This window comes from Metasolibacillus meyeri, assembly GCF_003049505.1.
Lineage (GTDB): Bacteria > Bacillota > Bacilli > Bacillales_A > Planococcaceae > Metasolibacillus > Metasolibacillus meyeri.
The window spans coordinates 1-21,297 of sequence record NZ_PYWN01000025.1; the positions used below are offsets into that span (position 1 = coordinate 1).

22 protein-coding genes are annotated in these 21,297 nt (G+C 39.2%); 15 read left to right on the plus strand and 7 right to left on the minus strand.

The genetic code is table 11. The features are described from left to right. Positions 1-73 precede the first annotated feature (73 nt). Positions 74-850: a glucosaminidase domain-containing protein gene (locus tag C9J34_RS03740; RefSeq protein WP_238600558.1), complete on the minus strand. Its 777-nt coding sequence runs from the start codon at positions 848-850 to the stop codon at positions 74-76. 111 nt (positions 851-961) lie between these two features. Here C9J34_RS03740 and C9J34_RS03745 point away from each other — a divergent pair, with 111 nt between their 5' ends. From C9J34_RS03745 to C9J34_RS03760, 3 genes are all read left to right on the plus strand, one after another. Next, complete coding sequence (locus C9J34_RS03745) at positions 962-1,795, plus strand: alpha/beta fold hydrolase (RefSeq protein ID WP_107838522.1); 834 nt, start codon at positions 962-964, stop codon at positions 1,793-1,795. A gap of 297 nt (positions 1,796-2,092) precedes the next feature. Then, the gene (locus C9J34_RS03755; protein ID WP_420799115.1) at positions 2,093-2,830 is read left to right on the plus strand and encodes a polysaccharide deacetylase family protein; all 738 of its coding nucleotides are present in this window, start codon (positions 2,093-2,095) and stop codon (positions 2,828-2,830) included. A gap of 119 nt (positions 2,831-2,949) precedes the next feature. Next, on the plus strand, positions 2,950-3,810 hold the full coding sequence (locus tag C9J34_RS03760; protein ID WP_107838567.1) for a YitT family protein: 861 nt from the start codon (positions 2,950-2,952) through the stop codon (positions 3,808-3,810). A gap of 49 nt (positions 3,811-3,859) precedes the next feature. Here C9J34_RS03760 and C9J34_RS03765 read toward each other — a convergent pair whose 3' ends face one another. From C9J34_RS03765 to C9J34_RS03775, 3 genes are read right to left on the minus strand one after another with little or no spacing between them, the layout of a single operon-like run. Further along, a complete protein-coding gene (locus C9J34_RS03765; protein WP_107838524.1) occupies positions 3,860-4,381 on the minus strand; it encodes a YfiT family bacillithiol transferase in 522 nt (173 codons plus the stop codon). Between the two features lie 56 nt (positions 4,382-4,437). Then, on the minus strand, positions 4,438-5,493 hold the full coding sequence (locus tag C9J34_RS03770) for an LLM class flavin-dependent oxidoreductase (RefSeq protein WP_107838525.1): 1,056 nt from the start codon (positions 5,491-5,493) through the stop codon (positions 4,438-4,440). 5 nt (positions 5,494-5,498) lie between these two features. Further along, positions 5,499-6,440, minus strand: coding sequence for a ring-cleaving dioxygenase (locus C9J34_RS03775; protein WP_107838526.1), 942 nt, complete (start codon positions 6,438-6,440; stop codon positions 5,499-5,501). 206 nt (positions 6,441-6,646) lie between these two features. Between C9J34_RS03775 and C9J34_RS03780 the strand changes: the two genes are divergently transcribed. Together C9J34_RS03780 and C9J34_RS03785 are read left to right on the plus strand one after the other, a co-directional pair. Next, entirely contained in the window at positions 6,647-7,630 is a 984-nt protein-coding gene (locus C9J34_RS03780) for a ring-cleaving dioxygenase (RefSeq protein WP_107838527.1), read from the plus strand. A 14-nt stretch (positions 7,631-7,644) separates the two neighbouring features. Beyond that, the gene (locus C9J34_RS03785; RefSeq protein ID WP_107838528.1) at positions 7,645-8,262 is read left to right on the plus strand and encodes a nitroreductase family protein; all 618 of its coding nucleotides are present in this window, start codon (positions 7,645-7,647) and stop codon (positions 8,260-8,262) included. A 311-nt stretch (positions 8,263-8,573) separates the two neighbouring features. Here C9J34_RS03785 and C9J34_RS03790 read toward each other — a convergent pair whose 3' ends face one another. Then, positions 8,574-9,353 carry an enoyl-ACP reductase FabI gene (locus tag C9J34_RS03790; protein WP_274523353.1) on the minus strand — a complete coding sequence of 260 codons (780 nt, stop codon included), beginning with the start codon at positions 9,351-9,353 and terminating at the stop codon, positions 8,574-8,576. Positions 9,354-9,761: 408 nt separating this feature from the next. Between C9J34_RS03790 and C9J34_RS03795 the strand changes: the two genes are divergently transcribed. Continuing rightward, the gene (locus C9J34_RS03795; RefSeq protein ID WP_107838530.1) at positions 9,762-10,199 is read left to right on the plus strand and encodes a hypothetical protein; all 438 of its coding nucleotides are present in this window, start codon (positions 9,762-9,764) and stop codon (positions 10,197-10,199) included. On the opposite strand, the gene C9J34_RS03800 is transcribed toward C9J34_RS03795, so the two are convergent. Further along, positions 10,150-10,398 carry a ferredoxin gene (locus C9J34_RS03800; RefSeq protein WP_107838531.1) on the minus strand — a complete coding sequence of 83 codons (249 nt, stop codon included), beginning with the start codon at positions 10,396-10,398 and terminating at the stop codon, positions 10,150-10,152. The genes C9J34_RS03795 and C9J34_RS03800 overlap by 50 nt on opposite strands. 260 nt (positions 10,399-10,658) lie before the next feature. Here C9J34_RS03800 and C9J34_RS03805 point away from each other — a divergent pair, with 260 nt between their 5' ends. From C9J34_RS03805 to C9J34_RS03830, 6 genes are all read left to right on the plus strand, one after another. Next, positions 10,659-13,013, plus strand: coding sequence for a response regulator (locus C9J34_RS03805; protein WP_193768880.1), 2,355 nt, complete (start codon positions 10,659-10,661; stop codon positions 13,011-13,013). Positions 13,014-13,029: 16 nt separating this feature from the next. Continuing rightward, complete coding sequence (locus tag C9J34_RS03810) at positions 13,030-13,398, plus strand: response regulator (RefSeq protein WP_107838533.1); 369 nt, start codon at positions 13,030-13,032, stop codon at positions 13,396-13,398. A 14-nt stretch (positions 13,399-13,412) separates the two neighbouring features. Continuing rightward, a complete protein-coding gene (locus tag C9J34_RS03815) occupies positions 13,413-14,447 on the plus strand; it encodes an HD domain-containing phosphohydrolase (protein ID WP_107838534.1) in 1,035 nt (344 codons plus the stop codon). A gap of 193 nt (positions 14,448-14,640) precedes the next feature. Next, positions 14,641-15,141: a preQ(1) synthase gene (queF, locus tag C9J34_RS03820; RefSeq protein WP_107838535.1), complete on the plus strand. Its 501-nt coding sequence runs from the start codon at positions 14,641-14,643 to the stop codon at positions 15,139-15,141. A 54-nt stretch (positions 15,142-15,195) separates the two neighbouring features. After that, entirely contained in the window at positions 15,196-15,861 is a 666-nt protein-coding gene (queC, locus tag C9J34_RS03825; RefSeq protein ID WP_107838536.1) for a 7-cyano-7-deazaguanine synthase QueC, read from the plus strand. Continuing rightward, positions 15,858-16,391 (plus strand): VUT family protein, encoded by a 534-nt coding sequence (locus C9J34_RS03830; RefSeq protein WP_107838537.1) that lies wholly within the window; start codon positions 15,858-15,860, stop codon positions 16,389-16,391. Before queC ends, C9J34_RS03830 begins: the two co-directional genes overlap by 4 nt. A 213-nt stretch (positions 16,392-16,604) precedes the next feature. Here C9J34_RS03830 and C9J34_RS03835 read toward each other — a convergent pair whose 3' ends face one another. Continuing rightward, positions 16,605-17,660, minus strand: a complete 1,056-nt coding sequence (locus C9J34_RS03835; RefSeq protein WP_107838538.1) for a 2,3-butanediol dehydrogenase — start codon at positions 17,658-17,660, stop codon at positions 16,605-16,607. A 290-nt stretch (positions 17,661-17,950) separates the two neighbouring features. Between C9J34_RS03835 and C9J34_RS03840 the strand changes: the two genes are divergently transcribed. The 3 genes from C9J34_RS03840 (at position 17,951) to C9J34_RS03850 (ending at position 21,201) form a co-directional block, all read left to right on the plus strand. Continuing rightward, positions 17,951-18,973 carry a YpbB family protein gene (locus tag C9J34_RS03840; RefSeq protein WP_107838539.1) on the plus strand — a complete coding sequence of 341 codons (1,023 nt, stop codon included), beginning with the start codon at positions 17,951-17,953 and terminating at the stop codon, positions 18,971-18,973. Beyond that, positions 18,974-20,410 carry a RecQ family ATP-dependent DNA helicase gene (locus C9J34_RS03845; RefSeq protein ID WP_107838540.1) on the plus strand — a complete coding sequence of 479 codons (1,437 nt, stop codon included), beginning with the start codon at positions 18,974-18,976 and terminating at the stop codon, positions 20,408-20,410. 122 nt (positions 20,411-20,532) lie between these two features. Then, on the plus strand, positions 20,533-21,201 hold the full coding sequence (locus C9J34_RS03850; RefSeq protein WP_107838541.1) for a LysM peptidoglycan-binding domain-containing protein: 669 nt from the start codon (positions 20,533-20,535) through the stop codon (positions 21,199-21,201). The last annotated feature ends 96 nt before the right edge of the window (positions 21,202-21,297 follow it).

Below are 21,297 nucleotides of genomic sequence, written 5' to 3' on the forward strand. Positions count from 1 at the left end.
CGTGGAATAAACTCCGAAAAACGTGGAATAAACTCCGAAAAACGTGGAATAAACCTCGGAATTCGGCGTTTTTTTATTGAATCACTTTCGTTTCATAAATCATCAATGTTTGTCCTTCCTGCAACGAGCTGGATTGCAGCTTATTCCATTGTTTCAATGATGTAACACTGACATTATAGCTTTCCGCAATGCTGTTTAAAGAATCTTCAGCTTGAACGGTGATGGTCGTTTCGTTTTGAATTGGGTGGTCATATTGAGTTAAATCATATTGCTCAATTAATCGATTCAGCTTATCTTTATATTTTGAATCGGTAGCATATGTGCCTGTTAAGAAGTTGGTAGCTTCTTGATAAGAGGCGGTATTGCTTTTAAATACCCCATGATAAATCGTTTTATTCCATGATACGCCGTTGCGTAATAGATTGATATAGTCTTGCAGGGAAGCTTCATAGGATGGGTATTTGCGGAACTCGGCAAGGATTGTTGATAAATTGCCTTTCCCATCGTCCTCTTGTGTTTCCAATGCAACAGATTGATTATTGTATGCCCCTTTAATCCCAAATAAATTATAATTAGGCTCAGAAGCAAGCCCACTTTGTCCTTTGTTACTTTCTAAAATTGCTTGTGCTAGCATTACAGATGCATATAAATCGTTTTCGTTAGCAAGCTTGCGTGCCGTTTCACCGATTGCGCCGATAAATTGCTCAGCGCTTAAATCTTCCTCAAGTGGCATAATAGCAGGCTCCACATATTCATCCAAAGAAAAAGTCTTTATTAGCATATATATTCCAAGCACAAATAGCATCATTAAAATGCCTAATGCAAATAATAATCTCTTTAATAGCTTCATACACAAGGGCGTCCTCTCTTTAAAAATTACTACTAAAAATTGTAGCATGATAAAGTTTATCACGCAAAAAAAGAGTTAGGTGATAAAATGGAGAAAAAGGAGGATTTTGTTATGTGGCAAAAGAGGATGGTTGATACGGCAAGGGGGACATTTGAATTGTTTGAAAAGGGCGAGGGGCAGCCATTAGCTATCACGCATTTATATAGTGAATATAATGAGCGCGGTAATGCCTTTGCTAACCCGTTCACAAATTATTATAAAGTGTATTTAATCAATGTTCGGGGTGTTGGTAATTCTGTTAAAGCAGAACAGCAAGATGATTTTTCAATGGATACAACGATACGAGATTTAGAGGCGATACGTCAAGCGCTGGGGATACAGCAATGGGCGGTAGCGGGGCATTCCACAGGTGGCATGTTAGCGCTTAAATATGCAGTATTGGCACAGGATTCCTTGACAAAAATTATTGCTACAGGGTCAGCTGCTAGTCAAGAATATGCAATGGATGTAAACAGCATTTATTGTCAGTTAAATCCGAATTTTAATCGCATTCGTGAAATTATGAATTTGTTTAATAATCCTGATTTGCCAATAGAGCAGAGACAGCAATTATCCCAGGAATGGACTTTGATGTCTTTTTATAATAAAGATAATTTAAAAAAATGTTATAAAAATCCCAATAGTGGAAAAACGGTTGGTGAGCGCTTAGACTATTTTCGCAAAGTTGAATATCAAATATTTGATGTGAGAGAACAGTTAAAATCTGTGCAAATTCCAGCGTTTATTTCAGCGGGCTTACATGATGCGCAATGCCCCTATCGTTTTTCGAAGGAAATGGTTGAGTTACTGCCATTTGCACAACTTATGACATTTGAATATAGCAATCATTTTCCCTTTTTTGAGGAGGAAGAAAAATTTGAGGAATTTGTTGCCTCTACTTGCTAAAAAATATGCCCGTCTCTACAGAGAGTGAGATGAATGTTGTACTGCCATTTAATTACATAAATATATGTTTGAGGAGATGACCTTTGTATAACAACGCCATGACATGTGCTCAACAACTGAATCATTTTCATCGCGTAGCTCTAAAGCTTCTGGCGGATGCCACAGATTTTGAAAAGAGGCCAAGTGAGTTAACCATTGGCATATGTCATGACGTTTTTAGGGTAAAGCAATTATATCCTGGCATAATTGATCAACATCCTACAAATACTATCATGAAAATATACTGTAGGGTGTGATGTGTTGAAAAAAGTATACGCATTCATAGCAATAGTGCTTTTATTTGCTGTGTTTAGTTTTTTTCAAACGAAGGATGAAGCAGTGGCAAATCGCAGTAGACAATACTATGAGCAGGCAGGGCAAGTTGTTTGGGATATTCATACAGATCAAAAAGTATTAGCACTCACCTTTGATGATGGTCCACATAAAGCCTATACGCCTGAAATTTTAGAATTGCTGGCATTATACGAAGCGAAAGCGACTTTTTTTATTATCGGTGAAAATGCGAAAAAAGATTCTGCACTTGTAAAGAGAATAAATGAAGAAGGACACGAAATTGCTAATCATACCTATACACATCCATTAAAGACAACCGTACCAAAGCTACTAAAGGAAATCGAAGAAACTTCAGAATTACTTGAGCAAATAACAGGAAGTAGACCGAAGTTATTTCGTCCTGTCGGTGGACAGTATACAGATGCCATGATTGATGCGATTACAGAGGCAGGCTATAAAGTTGTGATGTGGTCTTGGCATTTGGATACGGAAGATTGGAAAGAACCTGGTGTAGAAAAAATCATCGCTACGGTAAATAGTGCTAAAGAGGGAGATGTCATTCTTTTTCATGATGGTGGCGGTAATCGTCAACAAACTGTAGAGGCATTAAAGCAAGTTTTACCACAGTTAAAAGAACAGGGATATACATTTGTTACGATTTCAGAATTACTTGCAATACAACAGTCTACAATACAAAAATAGGTAAGATGCCCCCACTGGAAGTAAAATATTTTTAGGAGTGGGGGATTTTTTTGCTTTTCTCAGCAGCAAAATTGCGTAATAATAGAAAAGTAAAAATTAAACAAGGAGTTGGTTTATGGATGGAAGGTAGTACAAAAGGCGATTTTATTCGTCGTGTTATACTGATTATTATTGGGGCAGCGATTGCAGCTTATGCACTAGAAGCGGTCTTAATCCCAAATGCGGTAATTGATGGTGGCGTAACAGGTGTAAGTATTATGGGGAACTATCTTTTTAATATCCCATTAGGTGTTTTGCTGTTCGTCTTAAATTTACCTTTTATATATTTAGGCTATAAGCAAGTAGGGAAAACATTTGCGATATATAGCACGATTGGAATTGTCGCCCTATCCATTTCGACAATGTTAATGCATGGAATGGAGCCGATTTTAGGTGAAAAGGATTCTTTACTCGTTGTATTATCTGGCGGTGTTATGCTTGGTGTAGGGATTGGTATTGTATTGCGTAATGGCGGTGCGCTAGACGGCTCAGAAGTGCTTGCTGTTCTTTTATCGCGCAACATACCTTTTTCAGTAGGGGATGTTATTTTATTTATTAATGCCTTTATTTTCACAGGTGCAGGCTTTATTTATGGCTTAGAAAGTGCACTCTATTCCGCTGCTACATATTATATTGCCAAAGTTGTCATTGATGTGATTCAAGTAGGTTTAGAAAGTTCGAAATCGGTTCGTGTCATTAGTAAAAAATCGCGAGACATCGGGCAAGCAATACAAGACCGACTAGGGCGAGGTGTTACATATACACACGGAACAGGCGGATTTTCTAATGAACAAGTTGAAATAGTAAGCTGTATTATTACACGTATGGAAGAAAATAAGATTTTAACAATTATTAAGGAGCATGACCCAAGTGCCTTCATTGTGATTACAGAGGTAGCAGAGGTACGTGGCGGTAGCTTTAAAAAGAGAGATATTCACTAAAAACTGTCTGGAAAGTTGTGTATTGTCCTACTTTCCAAACAGTTTTTTATTATTTAATTTTTAATGTCAATGCTTGCTTAATATGTGCTAAATGGTGTGCGCCATGCCAAGCATATAAGCCGATGCATTGTTCAAGCGGCATCGTGCCCGTATCAGGATGGTGGAAGCTTCTTTTCAACTGCCTATTCGATAAGCTTTCAAGCAGCACTGTCCATCGTCTATGCAAAGCTTCTAAACAGGTTAACGAAATATCGATAGGCAATGCTGAATCAGGTAGCTCAGCCCATTTATCCTCTGCATAAGGTTTAATCGTTGGTTCGTTTTCTGTTAGGGCTAGCTTAAAGCGGATGTAACTATTCATATGACTGTCTGCAATATGGTGAATAAGCTGACGGACTGTCCAGCCATTTTCTCGGTAGCGATATGTTAGTTCAGCGTCTGTTAGCTGTGCTGTAAGTTTATTTAGTTGCTGCGGCAAAGCTTCAATTTGCTCAATCCAGTCGGTAATTTGTTGTGTTGAAATGGATTGGGGACATTGAAATTCCCCAATGGGATAGCGCTTATCTTGCATTTGTAACACCTCTTTTATTCTTAATCATAATTGAAGGCAAGCTGAAAATTCAATCATTATTGCTGCGTATATTTTTTAATAGCAGGAATAATTTCGTTCCCAATCAGTTCGATGTTTTTCATGACTTGGTTAAAAGGTACGCCACCGAAATCAATTTGAGCCATAAAGCGTTGTTGACCGAATAATTCATATTGGTATAGCATTTTTTCGATAATTTGCTGAGGGCTGCCGACCATTAACGCATCCTTTGTATCGCTGGCAAATTCGATTTGCTGTCTCGGGTAGCCGCTACCACGAATGGCTAAGAAACCACTATTTAAATGTGGATACATTTCGTCGATTGCTTGCTGTGTTGTTTCTGCAACATAAAATAAGCTTGTTGTGGCAATCGGAAGGGTAGCAGGGTTAAAACCGCTTTCTGTTGCTGCTTCACGATAAGCATCAACTGACACTTTGAAGTTTGCGGCTGGTCCACCTAATGTTGTCAGCATCATTGGAATGCCCATCTGCCCAGCTTTAATTGCGCTGGCTGGAGGGCCACCAACCGCACGCCAAATCGGTAAAGAGCCTTCCTTTGGTTGTGGATAAATCATGGCATTAATTAAAGGTGGTCTGAATTGTCCTTCCCACGTAATTTTTTCTTTTTCATTTAATTTCATTAACAGCTCTAACTTCTCTTCAAATAAATCTTCATAATAAGCTAAATCATAGCCAAATAACTCATAAGCACCAACGCGAGAACCACGTCCTGCGACAATTTCAGCACGACCATTGGAGATTAAGTCAATTGTTGCAAAGTCTTCATAGACGCGTACAGGATCAGCAACACTAAGCACTGTTGCGGAGCTTGCAATTTTAATACGCTCTGTTGCCTGTGCAATTGCACCTAAAATAACGGTATGTGCCTGTGATGTAAAATGTGTTTGGTGGCTTTCGCCGACGGCAAATACATCAATACTAGCCTGTTCCGCTAATTGGCTCGCTTCAATTAACTCTTGAATACGCTGCTGTGCTGAAATACGCTCCCCAGTTAATGGGTTGGCCATATGGTCACCTAATGAATAAAGCCCAAATTCCATCCCTTTTGCTTTGTCGATGCGATAGTTTTGCATAATGATTACTCCTCTTCGATAGGCTGTAGATGTGCTTCTATTTCAGCACGACGTTCTTCTAAAAATGGTGGTAAATCCAATTTCTCTCCTAATGTTGCGATATCTCCATCAATTGTGAAGCCTGGTCCATCCGTAGCAATTTCAAAAAGAATGCCATTGGATTCACGGAAATAAAGGCTTTTAAAGTAATAGCGGTCAACAATGCCAGATGTCTGAAAGCCACGCTCTTTCACACGAGCATCCCAATAGGTAAGCTCCTCATCATTACGCACACGGATAGCTAAATGATGGATGCTACCGCAGCCAGGTTTTTCGCTTGGCCCATCAAGCTCTTTAATCACAATCTCTCCAAACACTTGCCCTTCTATAGATTGGAAAATAGCTTCATTTTCTGTACGGTTAATTTCCTTGTAATTAAATAATTTTAATATATTAGCTAACTTATCAAGGCGCTTCACTGTCATTTCTACAGAGCCCATGCCTAATATTTGATGCTCTAGAGGGACAGGAGACTGTTCCCATCTTTGCCAATGCTCAAGGACTTCCCCATTTGCTGCAAGCAGTATCATGCGCAAGCCTTCTTCATCTTCAAAGTGTAGGGCAGGGCGGTTGGCATATGTTGTAATTTCCTCATGTTTGACATCGAAGCTTTTAAAGCGTTGTTGCCAATAAATTAAGCTTTCTTCTGATGGTACAAGTAAACCAATTTGTGTAATGGCATTTGTGCCGCGGTGTGTACGCCCGATGAATGGCATTTCAAAAAATGATAGCTCTGTGCCTGGGCTACCTGTTGTATCTCCATAAAATAAATGGTACATCGATGGATCATCTTGATTGACCGTTAGCTTTACACGGCGCAAACCTAAAATATGTCGATAAAAATGGTTATTTTGTTTCGCATTTTTGGATAACATTGAAATATGATGATGTCCTGTGATTGTATACATAGCAATCGCTCCTTGTATATTGTTGTTTCTCACTTTACTCCTCAAAAATATAATATGCAAGGAAAATATCTCGAATTCAAGATATTTTTTCGCTAGCTGTTGACACTATCAAATATCTATGGTAAATTTATCTCGAATTCAAGATAATTTCGAAAAGCCCATATTCAATGAAATATAATTTACAAAATCAAACGGAGGTATAACAAATGAACCATTTAAAAGGAATCCACCATGTAACGGCCATTACAAGTAGCGCAGAAAAAAATTATGCGTTTTTTACAAATGTACTGGGGATGCGCTTAGTGAAGAAAACAGTAAACCAAGATGATATTCAAACATATCACTTATTTTTTGCGGACGATAAAGGTTCAGCGGGTACAGACATGACATTTTTTGATTTCCCAGGCATCCAAAAAGGTATGCATGGTACAAATGAAATTTCAAAAACCTCGTTTCGTGTGCCAACAGATGGAGCATTAGATTATTGGGTGAAACGCTTCGACCGTTTACAAGTAGTGCATACGGGTGTACAAGAGCAGTTTGGTAAAAAAACATTGTCATTTGTTGACTTTGATGATCAACATTATCAGTTAATTTCCGATGAACATAATAAAGGCGTTGCTTCAGGAACACCTTGGGAGAAGGGGCCGATTCCATTAGAATACGCAATTACAGGACTTGGGCCGATATTTATTCGTATTAGCGATTTTCGCTTCTTTAAGCAAGTACTGGAAAAAGTGATGCTATTTACTGAAATAGCGCAAGAGGACTTATTTTACTTATTTGAAGTAGGTGAAGGTGGGAACGGTGCACAAATTATCGTTGAGCATAATACGGTACTACCGAATGCACGCCAAGGCTTCGGCACAGTGCATCATGCAGCATTCCGCGTGGAGGATCGCGCCATGTTAAATGAATGGCAGACACATTTCGAAAGCTTCGGTTTACGTACATCAGGCTATGTCAATCGTCATTTCTTTGAATCGCTTTATACACGTGTTGCACCACAAATTTTATTCGAGCTTGCAACAGATGGACCAGGCTTTATGGGCGATGAGCCATATGAAACATTAGGTGAAAAGCTATCTTTACCACCATTTTTAGAGCCGAAGCGTGAGCAAATTGAAAGCTTAGTAAGACCGATTGATACAGTACGTAGCACGATAACATTCGAAAAAGAATACGAATAAAAGGAGCTAGAATCATGGATTTTCAACAATTAATCGAGCAGCGCCGCTCAGCAAGTAATTTTATACAAGATGTTTCAATTACAGAAGCTGATTTAAAACCAATTTTCGATGATGTGAAATATGCACCATCAGCTTTCAATTTACAGCATACAAATTATATTGCGGTTCTTGATGAAACAAAAAAAGAGCAAGTGCGTGAAGCGGCATACGGTCAATATAAAGTGCATAGCGCCTCAGCTGTTATTATCGTTACAGGGAACCGCTATGCATACAAAACGACTGCTGCTTTAAATGAGGGTATGCGTGATTTAGGTGTTATCAATGATTGTGAGTTAGAAAATATCGTCAAAGAAAACGCAGAGTTTTATGAAAGTCGCGGCGAGCAGTTCATGAAGGAAGAAGCGATTCGCAACGCTTCCTTATCTGCGATGTTGTTCATGCTTGCAGCAAAAAATCGTGGCTGGGATACATGTCCAATGATCGGCTTTGATCAAGAAAAAGTGCGTGAACTACTGCAAATTCCTGCAAATGAAGAGATTGTGTTAATGATGACGATTGGAAAAGAGAAGGTAGAAAGCCGTGGATTGCGCGGCTACCGTAAGCCTGTGAATGAGTTTGTGGAGTTCATTTAGGTTCAGTAATGTTTTCTGTGTTGCGAAAGTGAAGTGACAAATATAGACGATGAGATGAAGCGAGTGTTTTCAAAAATTCTAGTTCGAAAGTAATGATTCGCTTGTAAGATAGCTGAATTCGCTCGCAAAACGCCCATTTTCGCCCGTTAAAAAATAAAATTCGCCCGCAAGGCAACCACATTCGCGCAATTAAGCTCAAAATAGGAGCTTGTCTAAAAAGGTGACACCTTTTCGGACAGGCCCTATGGATGCTAGACACTCACATAATTAAGAAAAAGCGATTTCGCCGTATTTTGCGAAATCGCTTTTTGTTATCCCATAATATTATAGCCTGAATCGATATAAATCGTTTCACCTGTAACACCGCGCGATAAGTGGCTAAGCATCACGATTGTCATATCAGCTACTTCTTCTTGGTTTGTGTTGCGCTTTAATGGCGCTTTTTCTTCGATTTGACGCAAAATTTGATTGAAGCTTGGCACGCCTTTTGCGGCAAGTGTACGGATAGCTCCAGCAGAAATGGCATTCACACGAATATTTTCAGCGCCTAAGTCAGCTGCTAAATAGCGCATTGCTGCTTCTAACGCTGCTTTTGCTACACCCATAACATTATAGCCATCTAGCACACGCTCTGCGCCTAAATAGCTCATTGTCACAATCGATGCACCATCTGCTAAATAAGGTTTTGCCGCTTTGCTGACAGCTACTAATGAATAAGCACTTGTATCTTGGGCAAAGGCATAGCCTTCACGTGATGTTTCATGGAAGCGGTTTTTTAAATCATCAGCATGTGCAAAGGCAACGGAATGCACGATACCATGAATTGCGCCGAATTGCGTACCGATTTGCTCGAAAGCTTGTGCAATGCTGTCATCGCTATTCACATCACATTCAACGACAGCCGATTTATAATCTGTATAATCAGCCAACATCTTTTCAATTTTTCCTTTTGAACGTTCTTTACGATATGTGAAAATAACATTTGCGCCTACTTCAAATAATTTCTTCGCAATACCCCATGCGATACTGCGTTCATTCGCTACACCCATTACCACTACATTTTTATCTTTTAATTGTAAAATATCCATCATTCGCACTCCTTTAGTACAATAATATCTGTTATTAGTACCAACTACTAAAAATAACTATAACATGATAGAAAAAAGCACGCAATAGATTTTTCTTAATGGAGAAAGCCTTCAACCATTTTAACCAGCAGGAAATCCTTCTTTTAGAAGGTATATAACATGCATGAATATTTTGTTTAGTGAGATTTTAAGCTGTATGAATGGTTGTTTAATAAAATGTGGTATTATTAGGTAATTATTAAAATTAAAATGATATATGCTTCAAGGACTATTGTAATAACCATTTCTGCGATGACAATATTATTTCTCCATTCTCAAAGAATACTAATAGAATTTGATGATGCGCTGTAAGGAGCATTGCTAGATTTGTTTTGAAGTATGAATGATTAAGTGAATAGAAGGGAGTTTGAAATGGAAATACTAGAAATAGCTAAATACACATTCATGGGGATATTTCTAATTTTTTTTGCTATGGATATTTTATCGAAAAAATCCTATAAAACTCATTTTTATGTGTCTTTAACATTAGCCATTATTTTTTTAGTTTTAGGGCAAGACTGGTCTACAGGAATAAAAATGGTTTGTATTGTTTTAGTTACTTTGTTAACAATAAAAACAATCGTTGATGAAAAGAAAAAGCAGGCGGAAAAAATAGCGACAAAGGGAAGAGTGAAACAACAGGTACACATAGTTTTTAGCAAATATTCAACATATAGACTAAGGCTGCACGAAAATCATAATTTTCGTGCAGCCTTTTTATCATTTGTCGAAGCTAGTTTTTCATCTCAGCCTCGAAGTTTTATTCGTATTTCAATGCGTCGCCATCGAATGATTCGTCAGCTACTTTAATTGAATCTGTTGGGCAGCCTTCAAATGCATCTTGCATATCCTCTAATAAATCTTCTGGAATTGCACATGTGCCCATGTTCTCATCTAAAATAACGAAGGCAATCCCTTCATCATCGTAATCATAAATATCTGGTGCAGCAGCGCCACAAGCGCCACAAGCGATACATGTATCTTTATCAACAATTGTATATTTTGGCATTGTATTCTCTCCTTTTTTCCATTCGCTTTCTCGTAAGCTTCTTTCTTATTCTATAGCGGTTCACTATACTTTTCAACAGTCAATGCTTGATTTCATACAAATGTCTAATCTGTAGCACGTTTTAGAAATTGCTATGTACATAACAATAATATAGAAAATAAAATAGTAAGCAATCAATTTTAGTATTGAGTTAAAGTTACTTTTGTCTAATAATTATATAAGGATAAAAGACTTATGAAATGAATAAAAGGGGAGCTTTTATGGAACATATGCACGGTTCGCACGATACTTTGTTAGTTATTTTCTCATATATTGTAGCTGTAGCCGCTTCGTACACTGTACTTGATTTAGTAGGTAGAATTAGTAATTTAAAGGGGAAATCAAGACTTCTCTGGTTATTATTTGGTGCAAGTGCAATGGGGATGGGTATTTGGTCGATGCATTTTGTGGCGATGCTCGCATTTTCATTGCCTGTACCAGTTCCGTACAATATTGTGATTGTCATTGTTTCAGTTATCGCCGCAGTAATAGGTTCGTTTTTTGCGCTACATTTAGTAGGGCGTAATGACCGTTTAACATTGCCACGTCTATTAAGCGCTGGCATTTTATTAGCAACAGGTATTGTAGCGATGCATTATATCGGTATGGAAGCGATGCAAATTGGGATTTCCTATAACTATGCATATGTACTGCTTTCAGTCATTATTGCCATTCTCGCTTCAATTGTTGCACTCTGGCTGGCATTTTTCTTTAAAAGTGGAGCAGGAGCTATGAAAATATATGCTAAGCTAGGCAGCGGCTTAGTAATGGGAGCAGCGATTGCAGGTATGCACTATGTGGGCATGTATGCGGCAGAGTTTTATGTAGATGAGAGCATGAAGTATAGTACAGGTGTCGTTTTTAATCAGCAGTTTTTAGGCTATTTTATTTCAGCAGGGACACTGTTTTCCTTAACTATTTCTTTGCTTGGTATTTATTTGGTAAATAAAATTTCATTTAAAGATTGGGAAATTGAAGAGAAAACGAAAGAAATATACAAGATGAATGAAGAGTTAAAGGAGCTGAACAGCAATTTAGAGTCGCTAGTGAAGGAACGCACAGCTCAGCTGGAGCAGGCACATGATGAAGCGATTAAAGCAAATATGGTGAAAAGCAAGTTTTTAGCTAATATGAGTCATGAATTGCGTACCCCTTTGAATGCGATTATTGGCTATAGTGAGATGCTGGCTGAGGAAGCAGAGGAGATAGGGGAGCCATTATTTGTTGACGATTTAAATAAAATACGCAATGCAGGAAGACATTTGCTAGCGTTAATCAATGATATACTAGATATATCTAAAATTGAGGCAGGAAAAATGGAAGTACATTTTGAAAAGGTGTCGATTCAGCAACTTATACAAGATGTAATTGCAACGATAAAGCCTCTCGTTGATCAAAATAATAATGCTCTAATCACATCGATTAGTGACGGAGAAATGACGACAGATGTAACGAAGTTAAGACAAATTTTAATTAATTTAATTAGCAATGGGAGCAAATTTACGAAAGACGGCACAGTTACGCTGACGGTTGCTGAAGAAGTGCGTGAAAGCCAAGCAGGCTTTAGCTTCCGTATTCAGGATACAGGCATTGGTATGACGCCTGAGCAAGTAGAAAAACTATTCCAGCCATTTACACAGGCAGATGCTTCAACAACGAGAAAATATGGCGGAACAGGGCTTGGCTTGGCAATTAGTCAAAGCTTTAGCGAAATGCTCGGTGGTGAAATTAGTGTCGAAAGTAAAATCGATGTTGGCAGTACGTTTACATGCTGGTTACCAATATCAAAAGAAGAACTTCCAGTAAGCAATAAGGAAGAAGTGCAAAAGTATGAACAAAAGAGCAAAGTGAATATTCTACATATTGATGATGACCCATTAAATCACAAGCTAATGAAGCATTATTTAGCAAACGAATATTGGACATTAGCCTATGCTTCCAGCGGTCAGGAAGGATTAGAAATGGCTAAACAGTTGCAGCCAGAAGTGATTTGCTTAGATATTTTAATGCCAAGCATGGATGGGTGGAGCGTCTTGAATGCTTTGAAAAATGATGAAGAGCTACAGCATATACCTGTTATTATTTGGTCTATGGTCAAGGACGAGCCTTTAGGTTATTCGCTAGGTGCCTCAGAATATTTAACAAAGCCAATTAATAAGGAGTCATTAGTGAGTACGTTTGAGCGCTATATGACAGATCAGCAGCAATTAAAAGTGCTTGTTGTAGAGGATGATGCAACGACAAGCGAATTAATGACTAAATTATTAAATAAAGAAGGCTATGCTGTAACGCAAGCTCACAATGGTCAACATGCCATTGACTGTGTGAAAAGCGAAAGACCCCAATTAATTTTACTTGATTTAATGATGCCTGAAATGGATGGTTTTCAATTTATTAATGAATTAAGAGCAACCGCAGAATGGTGTGATATTCCTGTTGTCGTTGTCACTGCTAAAACTTTAACAGGAGAAGAGCACTTGAAGTTGAGTAGCTATGTGGAGAGCATTGTGCAAAAAGGGATGTTCAAACATAAAACGCTATTAGAAAAAATTGGTCAAATATTAACAAAAGAATAGAAGAGGTTTTGAGAGAATGCAGACTATTTTGCTTGTAGAAGATAATGAAATGAATCGTGATATGCTTGCAAGAAGATTGACTCGCAAAGGCTTTTCAGTAGTGACAGCAGAAGATGGACAGCAAGGAATTGACTACGCAAATGAGCAGCAACCAGCCTTGATTTTAATGGATTTAAGTTTACCAGTAGTAGATGGCTGGGAAGCAACAAGGCAGTTGAAGGCGAATGAAAAGACGAAGCATATACCAATTATTGTGTTAACAGCCCATGCCATGAAGGATGATGAGGCAAAGGCTTTTCAAGCCGGCTGCGATGATTATGATACAAAACCTGTTATACTAGAGCGCTTGCTTGAAAAAATAGCCAAGGCATTAGCAAGTGAATGAATGGAGCGTAAAAAATGGAAGAAATAAAGCAAGCCAAAATTTTAATTGTTGATGATCAAGAATACAATGTTAGCTTGTTGGAACGCATTTTACGACGAGCAGGATTTGAGTATTTATATAGCACGATGGACCCTTTTCAAGCGCAGCCTCTTTTTGAGGAAATAAAGCCTGATATTGTGTTAACTGATTTACATATGCCTGGTATGGATGGCATGCAAATTTTGCAATATATTCGTAGTAAAGATGCGATTTTACCAGTCTTAATGTTAACAGCGGACTTAACGCCAGAGGCAAAAAAGCAAGCATTTCAAGAGGGCATTAGCGATTTTTTAACGAAGCCTATTGACCGTATTGAACTTGTTTTACGTATAACGAACTTGCTGCAAATACGTCTATTATACGGGCAGTTACGTGAACAAAATCAATTGCTAGAAGAAAAAGTCCAGCAAAGAACACAGGAGCTTCAGCAAGCGAAGCATGAAATTTTAAACTTATTAGCAAAAGCTTCAGAGTATCGTGATGATGAAACGGGTGAGCATACACAGCGAGTAGGGTATTTATCTGGTTTAATTGCAGAACGCTTAAATTTACCACCAGCCGAGGTAGAGCTCATTCGTTTAGCAGCCCCTTTGCATGATATTGGAAAAATAGGTATTCCAGATCATATATTATTAAAGCCAGGTCGCTTTGAAGCAGATGAGTTTGAGCGTATGAAGACACATACGACGATTGGTGCTGATATTTTAGCAGATAGCGTATTTTCAACGCTGAAAATGGCGCGTAAAATCGCGATAGCACACCATGAAAGATGGGATGGGACAGGCTATCCAGCTGGAATTTCAGGTGAGGACATCCCGATTGAGGCGCGCATTGTCGCATTGGCTGATTTTTATGATGCGTTGACACATGAGCGCCCTTACAAAAAAGCATGGACACCTGAAGAGACAATAGCAGAAATTAAAGCGCAAAGAGGAAAGCATTTTGATCCATCTGTTGTCGACGTGTTTATTGAGCTTTTTAATGAACAATTGACTGTCCAACAAGTATAGTAAAATTTACATTGACGTGCTTCTAAATGTTTGATAGGCTGTTGTATGTAAAACTTTCATATCAGAGGTTCATAGCTAATACCCTCTATAAAAAACTATGATAGGATGATGATTCATCTTACACGTGATATAGAAAATAGCTGAGCCTCTTTTAAAAGTTTTTGTCGTACATAACTTTAAAGGAGGCTTTTTTATGTCTAGTCGTACAGAAAAAGAAGGTTTAGAAGATTTAACATTGTTAGGGAATCAGCAGACGAAATATCCGATGCAATATGCACCTGAAGTGTTGGAGGCGGTAGATAGCTTACATACAGAGCGAGATTATTTTGTGAAATTTAATTGTCCAGAGTTTACAAGCTTATGTCCAATTACACAGCAGCCCGACTTTGCAACAATGTATATATCGTATATTCCAGATAAAAAATTGGTGGAAAGCAAGTCGCTAAAGCTTTATTTATTTAGCTTCCGCAATCATGGTGATTTTCATGAGGATTGCGTCAATATTATTATGAACGATTTAATCAAATTATTGGACCCTCGCTATATTGAGGTGTGGGGCAAATTTACACCGCGCGGGGGCATCTCAATTGACCCGTGGTGCAACTACGGTCGCTCTGGGACAAAGTATGAAAAAATCGCAGATTATCGCTTAATGAACCATGATTTATACCCAGAGAAAATTGATAATCGTTAAGACAAAGAGGTTTTTAGCAACCCTCTGAAAAAAACTAAGAAAAGAGGCTTATCAATGAAAAAGGAAAAAGCCATCGTCGTATTTAGCGGTGGACAGGATAGTACAACTTGTTTGTTTTGGGCATTGCAGCAATTTGCTGAAGTGGAGGCTGTGACATTTGATTATGGGCAAAAGCATCGTTTAGAAATTGAATGTGCAGAAAAAATTACACAACAATTAGGTGTGAAGCATCATATTTTAGATATGTCATTATTGAATCAGCTGGCAGCCAGTGCATTGACGCGTGATGATATTGAAATTGAGGAAGGGCAAGACGGAGGGCTACCATCGACTTTTGTACCGGGGCGCAATTTGCTGTTTTTATCATTCGCAGGTGTTTTGGCAAGTCAAATTGGGGCAAAGCATATTGTAACAGGTGTTTGTGAAACCGATTTTAGCGGTTATCCTGACTGCCGAGATATTTTTATTAAATCATTAAATGTAACGCTTAATTTAGCGATGGATGACACATTTGTTTTACATACGCCACTTATGTGGTTAGATAAAGCGCAGGCTTGGGCACTCGCAGATGAGCTGGATGCATTGGACTTTATCCGAGAACAAACGCTTACTTGCTATAATGGAATTATAGCGGATGGGTGTGGGGAGTGCCCTGCATGTAAACTACGTCAAAACGGGCTTCAAACGTACTTAGCGACGAAAGCGGGGCAAGAGGCATGAGAATTTTTTGTTATTTAGCTTCGATTGTTATTGCGAATGTCGTGACAGCGCGTTTTGCACCGTTTGAAATCGGGATGTTTATCGTGCCGATGGGAACGTTTTTTGTTGGGGCAACATTTATTTTCCGCGATCTCGTACAAAATAAATATGGGCGTAAAAAAACGTATTTATTTATTTTAACCGCTTTGCTTTTATCTGGGGCTGTATCGTTTTCACTAGGTGATACATTGATGATTGTGGCAGCATCTGCCTTGTCGTTTATTATTTCAGAAACAGCGGATACAGAAATTTATACGCGTTTGAAGCTGCCAATGGCTTGGCGCGTACTTTATAGTGGCATTGTAGGTGGACTGCTTGATTCAACCGTTTTCGTGATTATTGGACTAAGTCCGCTTGGTGCAGGTTTTATTCCATGGGCAGCAGTGCCAGCAGCGATTATAGGGCAAATTATTGTGAAAACAATGATGCAAATGATTGGGGTATTTGCCATTATTCAAGGGCAAACTTTACGCGAGAAACGCTTAGCCTAACGAAGCGAGTATTTTGAAATGAGTTAGTTCGAAAGTATTGATTCGCCCGCAAGATAGATGAATTCGCCCGTTGAACAACGAATTTCGCCCGCAAGAAGTGCGGATTCGCCCGTTAAACAACGAGATTCGCCCGCAAGATATGCAGATTCGTCCATATAAACTAACAAGGGCTTGCTTGAAAAGGTGTAGTATCTTTTCAGGCAGCCCTTTATTTTACGCTTGTGAATTGACTAGAATTTTAATATGGTTTTTCTCTTTCATCAATGCTTCAAAGCCTTCTGTTACAACATCATCTAATCCGATGCGTTTTGTAACAAGCTGCTCTGCTGAGAAATAACCTTGTGTCATTAATTCCATCACAGCAGGGAAAATATCGCGGTATGCGATAATACCTTTTACTGTACGCTCTGCTAGAACAAGGTTGTTTGGTTGAACAGAGGCTGGTGTTTCCCAAATTGAAACGATAATTGTCTCACCTTCAAATGTTGTTGAATCAATGGATTGCTGTAGTACGACAGGAACGCCTGTTACTTCAAAGGCAACATCCACACCACCGTTTGTTAACTCATGTAGGCGGCTGACAACATCTTCTTCAGCAGGGTTAATGACTGCTTTTGCCCCTAGCTCTAATGCTTTTGCTGCACGCTCAGGAGATAGTTCCACTGCGTAAATTTCCGATGCACCAGCTGCACGCAATGCTTCAATTACAAGTAATCCGATTGGACCTGTGCCAAATACTGCGGCTTTATCCCCAGCTTTTAGCTTGCTTAGACGAACTGCATGTAATGCTACAGCAGCAGGCTCTACCAGTGCACCTTGCTCATAGGATAAACCTTCTGGCATTTTGTGAACCATATGCTCATCCACCATTGTATATTCAGAGAAGCCACCACCGCCGCCAGCAAGACCGTGGAAACCTAAATGTTTACATAAATTGTACTTTCCTTTTTTACATGCTGCACACTCGCCACATGAAAGAATTGGTTCTACAACAACAGGGTCGCCAACTTGAACGCGCGTTACGCCTTCACCAATTTCAACGACTTCCCCAGAAAACTCATGCCCCATAACAATCGGTGCAATGTCTTTACTAACATAGTGAGGTTGTTCTACTGGAATGAAGATTGGCCCAGCTGCATATTCATGCAAATCACTGCCACAAATACCTGTCCAATGCACTTTGATTTTCACTTTTCCTGAAGCAATGACAGGCTCGTCAATATTTTCTACTCGAATGTCTCGTGCGTTATGCCAACGTGCTGCTTTCATTTATAAAACCTCCTAATAAATGTAGTACAACCATATTGTAGCATGAATAAAAATAAGAAGTAACCATTTGATTCCTTGAAAATGTTAAGCTTTTATGAAATCTCTAAGCTTTATTTGTATTCTTCTAAATAGTTATTTTTGAAGGGCATATTGTTTCGATAATCACTATTTTACAAAAATTTCAATATGACTTTTAGAGAATAAATTAATGAAGCAAAGAGCGCAATAGGCTTTTTTACGGAGCTGCGTTATACTGGAAGTAAATTGTCGAAAGAAGGCGAGGGACCACAGTGATTTTTCAGCAAATTTTATTAGATATTTTCCTGAAATTGAATAATGAAAGAACGGTCGCCTCTGCTTATCATTTGTTGCGTGGCAAAAGATCAGGACAAACGATACAGGATGTAGGCATTTTTTCTTTGCATTGTTATTTTAGTGTGCTGCCCAAGCTTTCAAGGAAAACATTCGATGAATTTGTTGAGAAATTAATAGCAGCAGGCTACTTACACATGGAGGAAACGGGCTATTATACATTGACAGCAAGCGGTATGACGCAAGCGCAGCAAGGTGCGCCTTGTACGTTTGCAGGCTGGCATTACCGAGGCAATGAACATATTTTTTATGCACGCCTTTCGTTGATTGTGCAAGCATTATCGCATCAATCCGCTCATATAAAAGCATTTATCCCAATTCAACGTGACGAGGCAATCCAATCTTTTGTTCGTCAATTTTTAGTGCGTCATCAATATCAGTCAGGTGCCTTACAAGTCTTGCTATTGCAGGAAATAACGAATAGCTTACAGACCTTAACTGTGACAGAGGAGCAGCGAGAGTTATTAATCAACCGTTTAACGGGTGTTGATTTACCAGGTTTTACGTGGCAGCAACTTGCCAACCAAGCGGGGCGTACGGAGATGGATATGCAGCTTCTCTATATTTCGGCCTTACATCAGTGGCTTGAGCAGGTTGCACAGTATCCATATTTAGCTGATATTGCACAGCAGCTCCGCATCGAGATGCCACTAACAGAATCAGCCTATCAAACGGCAAAGCTTTTTGAACAAGGTTTTTCTCTTGAACAAATTGCGTATAGAAGAAATTTAAAGCAAAGCACGATTGAGGATCATTTTGTTGAGCTAGCGATGAATGATGTGACATTTCCAATCGAGTATTTTGTTAAACAGGAGGAGCTTGTGCAAGTACAGCATACTGTTTCGACATATGCTACGAAAAAATTAAAAGTGTTGCGAGAGGCTTTACCGCATCTTTCTTATTTCCAATTACGTCTAGCATTAGCGAGAGGGGGCAATTAAATGTTGGAGGAAGCATTGCAAAAGCATTTTGGCTATACGAGCTTTCGAACGGGGCAAAAGGAAGTGATTGAGCAGCTTTTAGCAGGGCGGGATGTAGTGGCATTGCTCCCAACAGGTATGGGCAAATCCATGTGCTATCAGCTGCCAGCTTATTTATTGGATGCCCCCGTACTGATTGTGTCACCGCTGCTATCTTTGATGCAAGATCAGGTGGATCAATTGAAGCAATTTGGCGAAAAACGTGTTATTGCGCTAAATTCATTTTTAAGTGCGCAGCAAAAGCGCTATGCTCTTCATTATCTACATGAATATCGCTTTATTTTTGCATCGCCAGAAATGCTGATGCAGCCACAAGTAAAGGAGCGACTTCGCACGATGAAATTAGGGCTAATCGTAGCAGATGAGGCACATTGTATTTCACAGTGGGGCTTTGATTTCCGACCAGATTATTTGCGTTTAGGCGAAATTATACCGACGCAGCACAAGCCGCCGGTTTTAGCTTTATCTGCAACGGCGACGAAAACGGTGTTGCAAGATATTGAAACGTATTTACATATGCAGTCACCCTTTTATTTTTTACATTCTGTCAATCGCCCAAATATTCATTTGGCGAAGCATTTTTTTCAGCATAAAAATGACAAAATCAATTGGATACTGGAACATGTGCAAGCGACAGAAGGTCCAGGTATTATTTATACACAATCGCGCGGTAAAACGGAGGCAATTAGCATGGCATTGCTAGAGCAAGGCCTTGCCGCTGCTGCATACCATGCAGGGAAGGAGGCCGAGGATCGCCAATTTATTCAGCAGCAATTTTTAGTTGGCAAGCTGGATTGGATTGTTGCCACAAATGCTTTTGGCATGGGGATACATAAAGGGAATATTCGACAAGTAATTCATGAATTTATGCCTGCTAATATTGCCAATTACATGCAGGAGATTGGTCGTGCAGGCAGGGATGGACAGCCGGCAGTCGCCAGCATTTTGTATGCAGAGGGAGATGAGCAATTTGCTCAATTTATCGTGACGGAGGATTTACCGAAAGCGCAACATATTGAACGCTATGCTGCAAATCGGGACAATCCGTTGCGCATAGTTGAGGCTGGTGAAATTTCTGAAACAGCCTTCCGTGTTTTACATTATTGGATGCAGCAGGAAAGCAGCGAGGCGGTGCAACAGCGATTGCAGCAAATGGAAGTGGCTAAATATAAAGCGGTACATGAAATGCTACAAATTATCCAATCGGCTACTTGTATGCGTGAGCAACTTGTCCATTATTTTGGTCAGCAGTTAACAGAAAGTATGTCAAACTGCTGTCAGAATTGCGGGCTGGTTGTTGATGAAATATTGTTAGCAAAGCAAAGTGCTGAAGCGTCAGAGCTGCGATTGACATGGCAGGAACGTTTGCAGCACATATTGTTAGCTGAAGCGCAATAGATTCCAAGGACAATTAACATTTATAACAACGAACGGAATTAAGCTATGGTCAATTGATTTTTTTGTAGAATTTAGTCATAATATGTTTATAGAATAATAGCTAGTGTAAGGAGGAGTGTGTAGTGACACAAGAAAATTACAGAGAAAAAATTGAAGAACACCGTCAAGAAATTGAGTTTGACGGGCCATTAGAACGAAAGTCACGCACAAGTAAAAAGCCTAGACAGCGAAAAAGCCGACTTATTCGAAATATGACAATATTTTTTATCTTTATACCTTTACTCTTCTTAGGCTATGTTCATTTCTTTTATGAGCCGAAAAGCTTAGCAGTGGACAAAGAAGATTCGGTTACGGTGGAGCCAAACAAGCCATCGATTGAAAATAACGAGGAACAAATAGCGGCAGCAGAAAAAGAGAAAGAAGAACAGGAAGCGGCAAAGGAAAAGGCTGAAAAAGAAGCGGCAGCGAAAGCACAAGCTGAAAAGGAAGCTGAGGAGAAAGCGAAAGCTGACAAAGAAGCGATAGCAAAGGCACAGGCAGAGAAGGAAGCAGCAGCAAAGGCAAAAGCTGAAAAAGAGGCGGCAGCGAAAGCGCAGGCCGAGAAACAGGCGAAGGAAGATGCCGAGAGGTTAGCAGCTGCCAAAACACATGTCGTGCAGCCAAATGAAAATTTATATCGTATTTCTTTAAAATATTATAGCGATGGAAATGGCGTACAAAAAATTATGCAGGCGAATAATTTAAGTTCTGAAAATATTGTTGTTGGACAAACGCTGATTATTCCACAATAAAGTAGTACAGTGACAGCACAAATGTTTATGGAAGAAATGATTTTTGTCATATACTAAGAGGGCTATCTAGAAGGATTTGATCTTTCTAGATAGCCC

Coding starts and splice junctions, on each gene's coding strand:
- C9J34_RS03790 (WP_274523353.1), bottom strand. CDS start 9,353: ATGATGGATATTTTACAATTAAAAGATAAAAATGTAGTGGTAATGGGT.
- queC (WP_107838536.1), top strand. CDS start 15,196: ATGAAAAAGGAAAAAGCCATCGTCGTATTTAGCGGTGGACAGGATAGT.
- queF (WP_107838535.1), top strand. CDS start 14,641: ATGTCTAGTCGTACAGAAAAAGAAGGTTTAGAAGATTTAACATTGTTA.
- C9J34_RS03795 (WP_107838530.1), top strand. CDS start 9,762: ATGGAAATACTAGAAATAGCTAAATACACATTCATGGGGATATTTCTA.
- C9J34_RS03845 (WP_107838540.1), top strand. CDS start 18,974: ATGTTGGAGGAAGCATTGCAAAAGCATTTTGGCTATACGAGCTTTCGA.
- C9J34_RS03760 (WP_107838567.1), top strand. CDS start 2,950: ATGGAAGGTAGTACAAAAGGCGATTTTATTCGTCGTGTTATACTGATT.
- C9J34_RS03770 (WP_107838525.1), bottom strand. CDS start 5,493: ATGCAAAACTATCGCATCGACAAAGCAAAAGGGATGGAATTTGGGCTT.
- C9J34_RS03780 (WP_107838527.1), top strand. CDS start 6,647: ATGAACCATTTAAAAGGAATCCACCATGTAACGGCCATTACAAGTAGC.
- C9J34_RS03775 (WP_107838526.1), bottom strand. CDS start 6,440: ATGTATACAATCACAGGACATCATCATATTTCAATGTTATCCAAAAAT.
- C9J34_RS03765 (WP_107838524.1), bottom strand. CDS start 4,381: ATGCAAGATAAGCGCTATCCCATTGGGGAATTTCAATGTCCCCAATCC.
- C9J34_RS03800 (WP_107838531.1), bottom strand. CDS start 10,398: ATGCCAAAATATACAATTGTTGATAAAGATACATGTATCGCTTGTGGC.
- C9J34_RS03805 (WP_193768880.1), top strand. CDS start 10,659: ATGGAACATATGCACGGTTCGCACGATACTTTGTTAGTTATTTTCTCA.
- C9J34_RS03740 (WP_238600558.1), bottom strand. CDS start 850: ATGAAGCTATTAAAGAGATTATTATTTGCATTAGGCATTTTAATGATG.
- C9J34_RS03745 (WP_107838522.1), top strand. CDS start 962: ATGTGGCAAAAGAGGATGGTTGATACGGCAAGGGGGACATTTGAATTG.
- C9J34_RS03835 (WP_107838538.1), bottom strand. CDS start 17,660: ATGAAAGCAGCACGTTGGCATAACGCACGAGACATTCGAGTAGAAAAT.
- C9J34_RS03785 (WP_107838528.1), top strand. CDS start 7,645: ATGGATTTTCAACAATTAATCGAGCAGCGCCGCTCAGCAAGTAATTTT.
- C9J34_RS03815 (WP_107838534.1), top strand. CDS start 13,413: ATGGAAGAAATAAAGCAAGCCAAAATTTTAATTGTTGATGATCAAGAA.
- C9J34_RS03830 (WP_107838537.1), top strand. CDS start 15,858: ATGAGAATTTTTTGTTATTTAGCTTCGATTGTTATTGCGAATGTCGTG.
- C9J34_RS03810 (WP_107838533.1), top strand. CDS start 13,030: ATGCAGACTATTTTGCTTGTAGAAGATAATGAAATGAATCGTGATATG.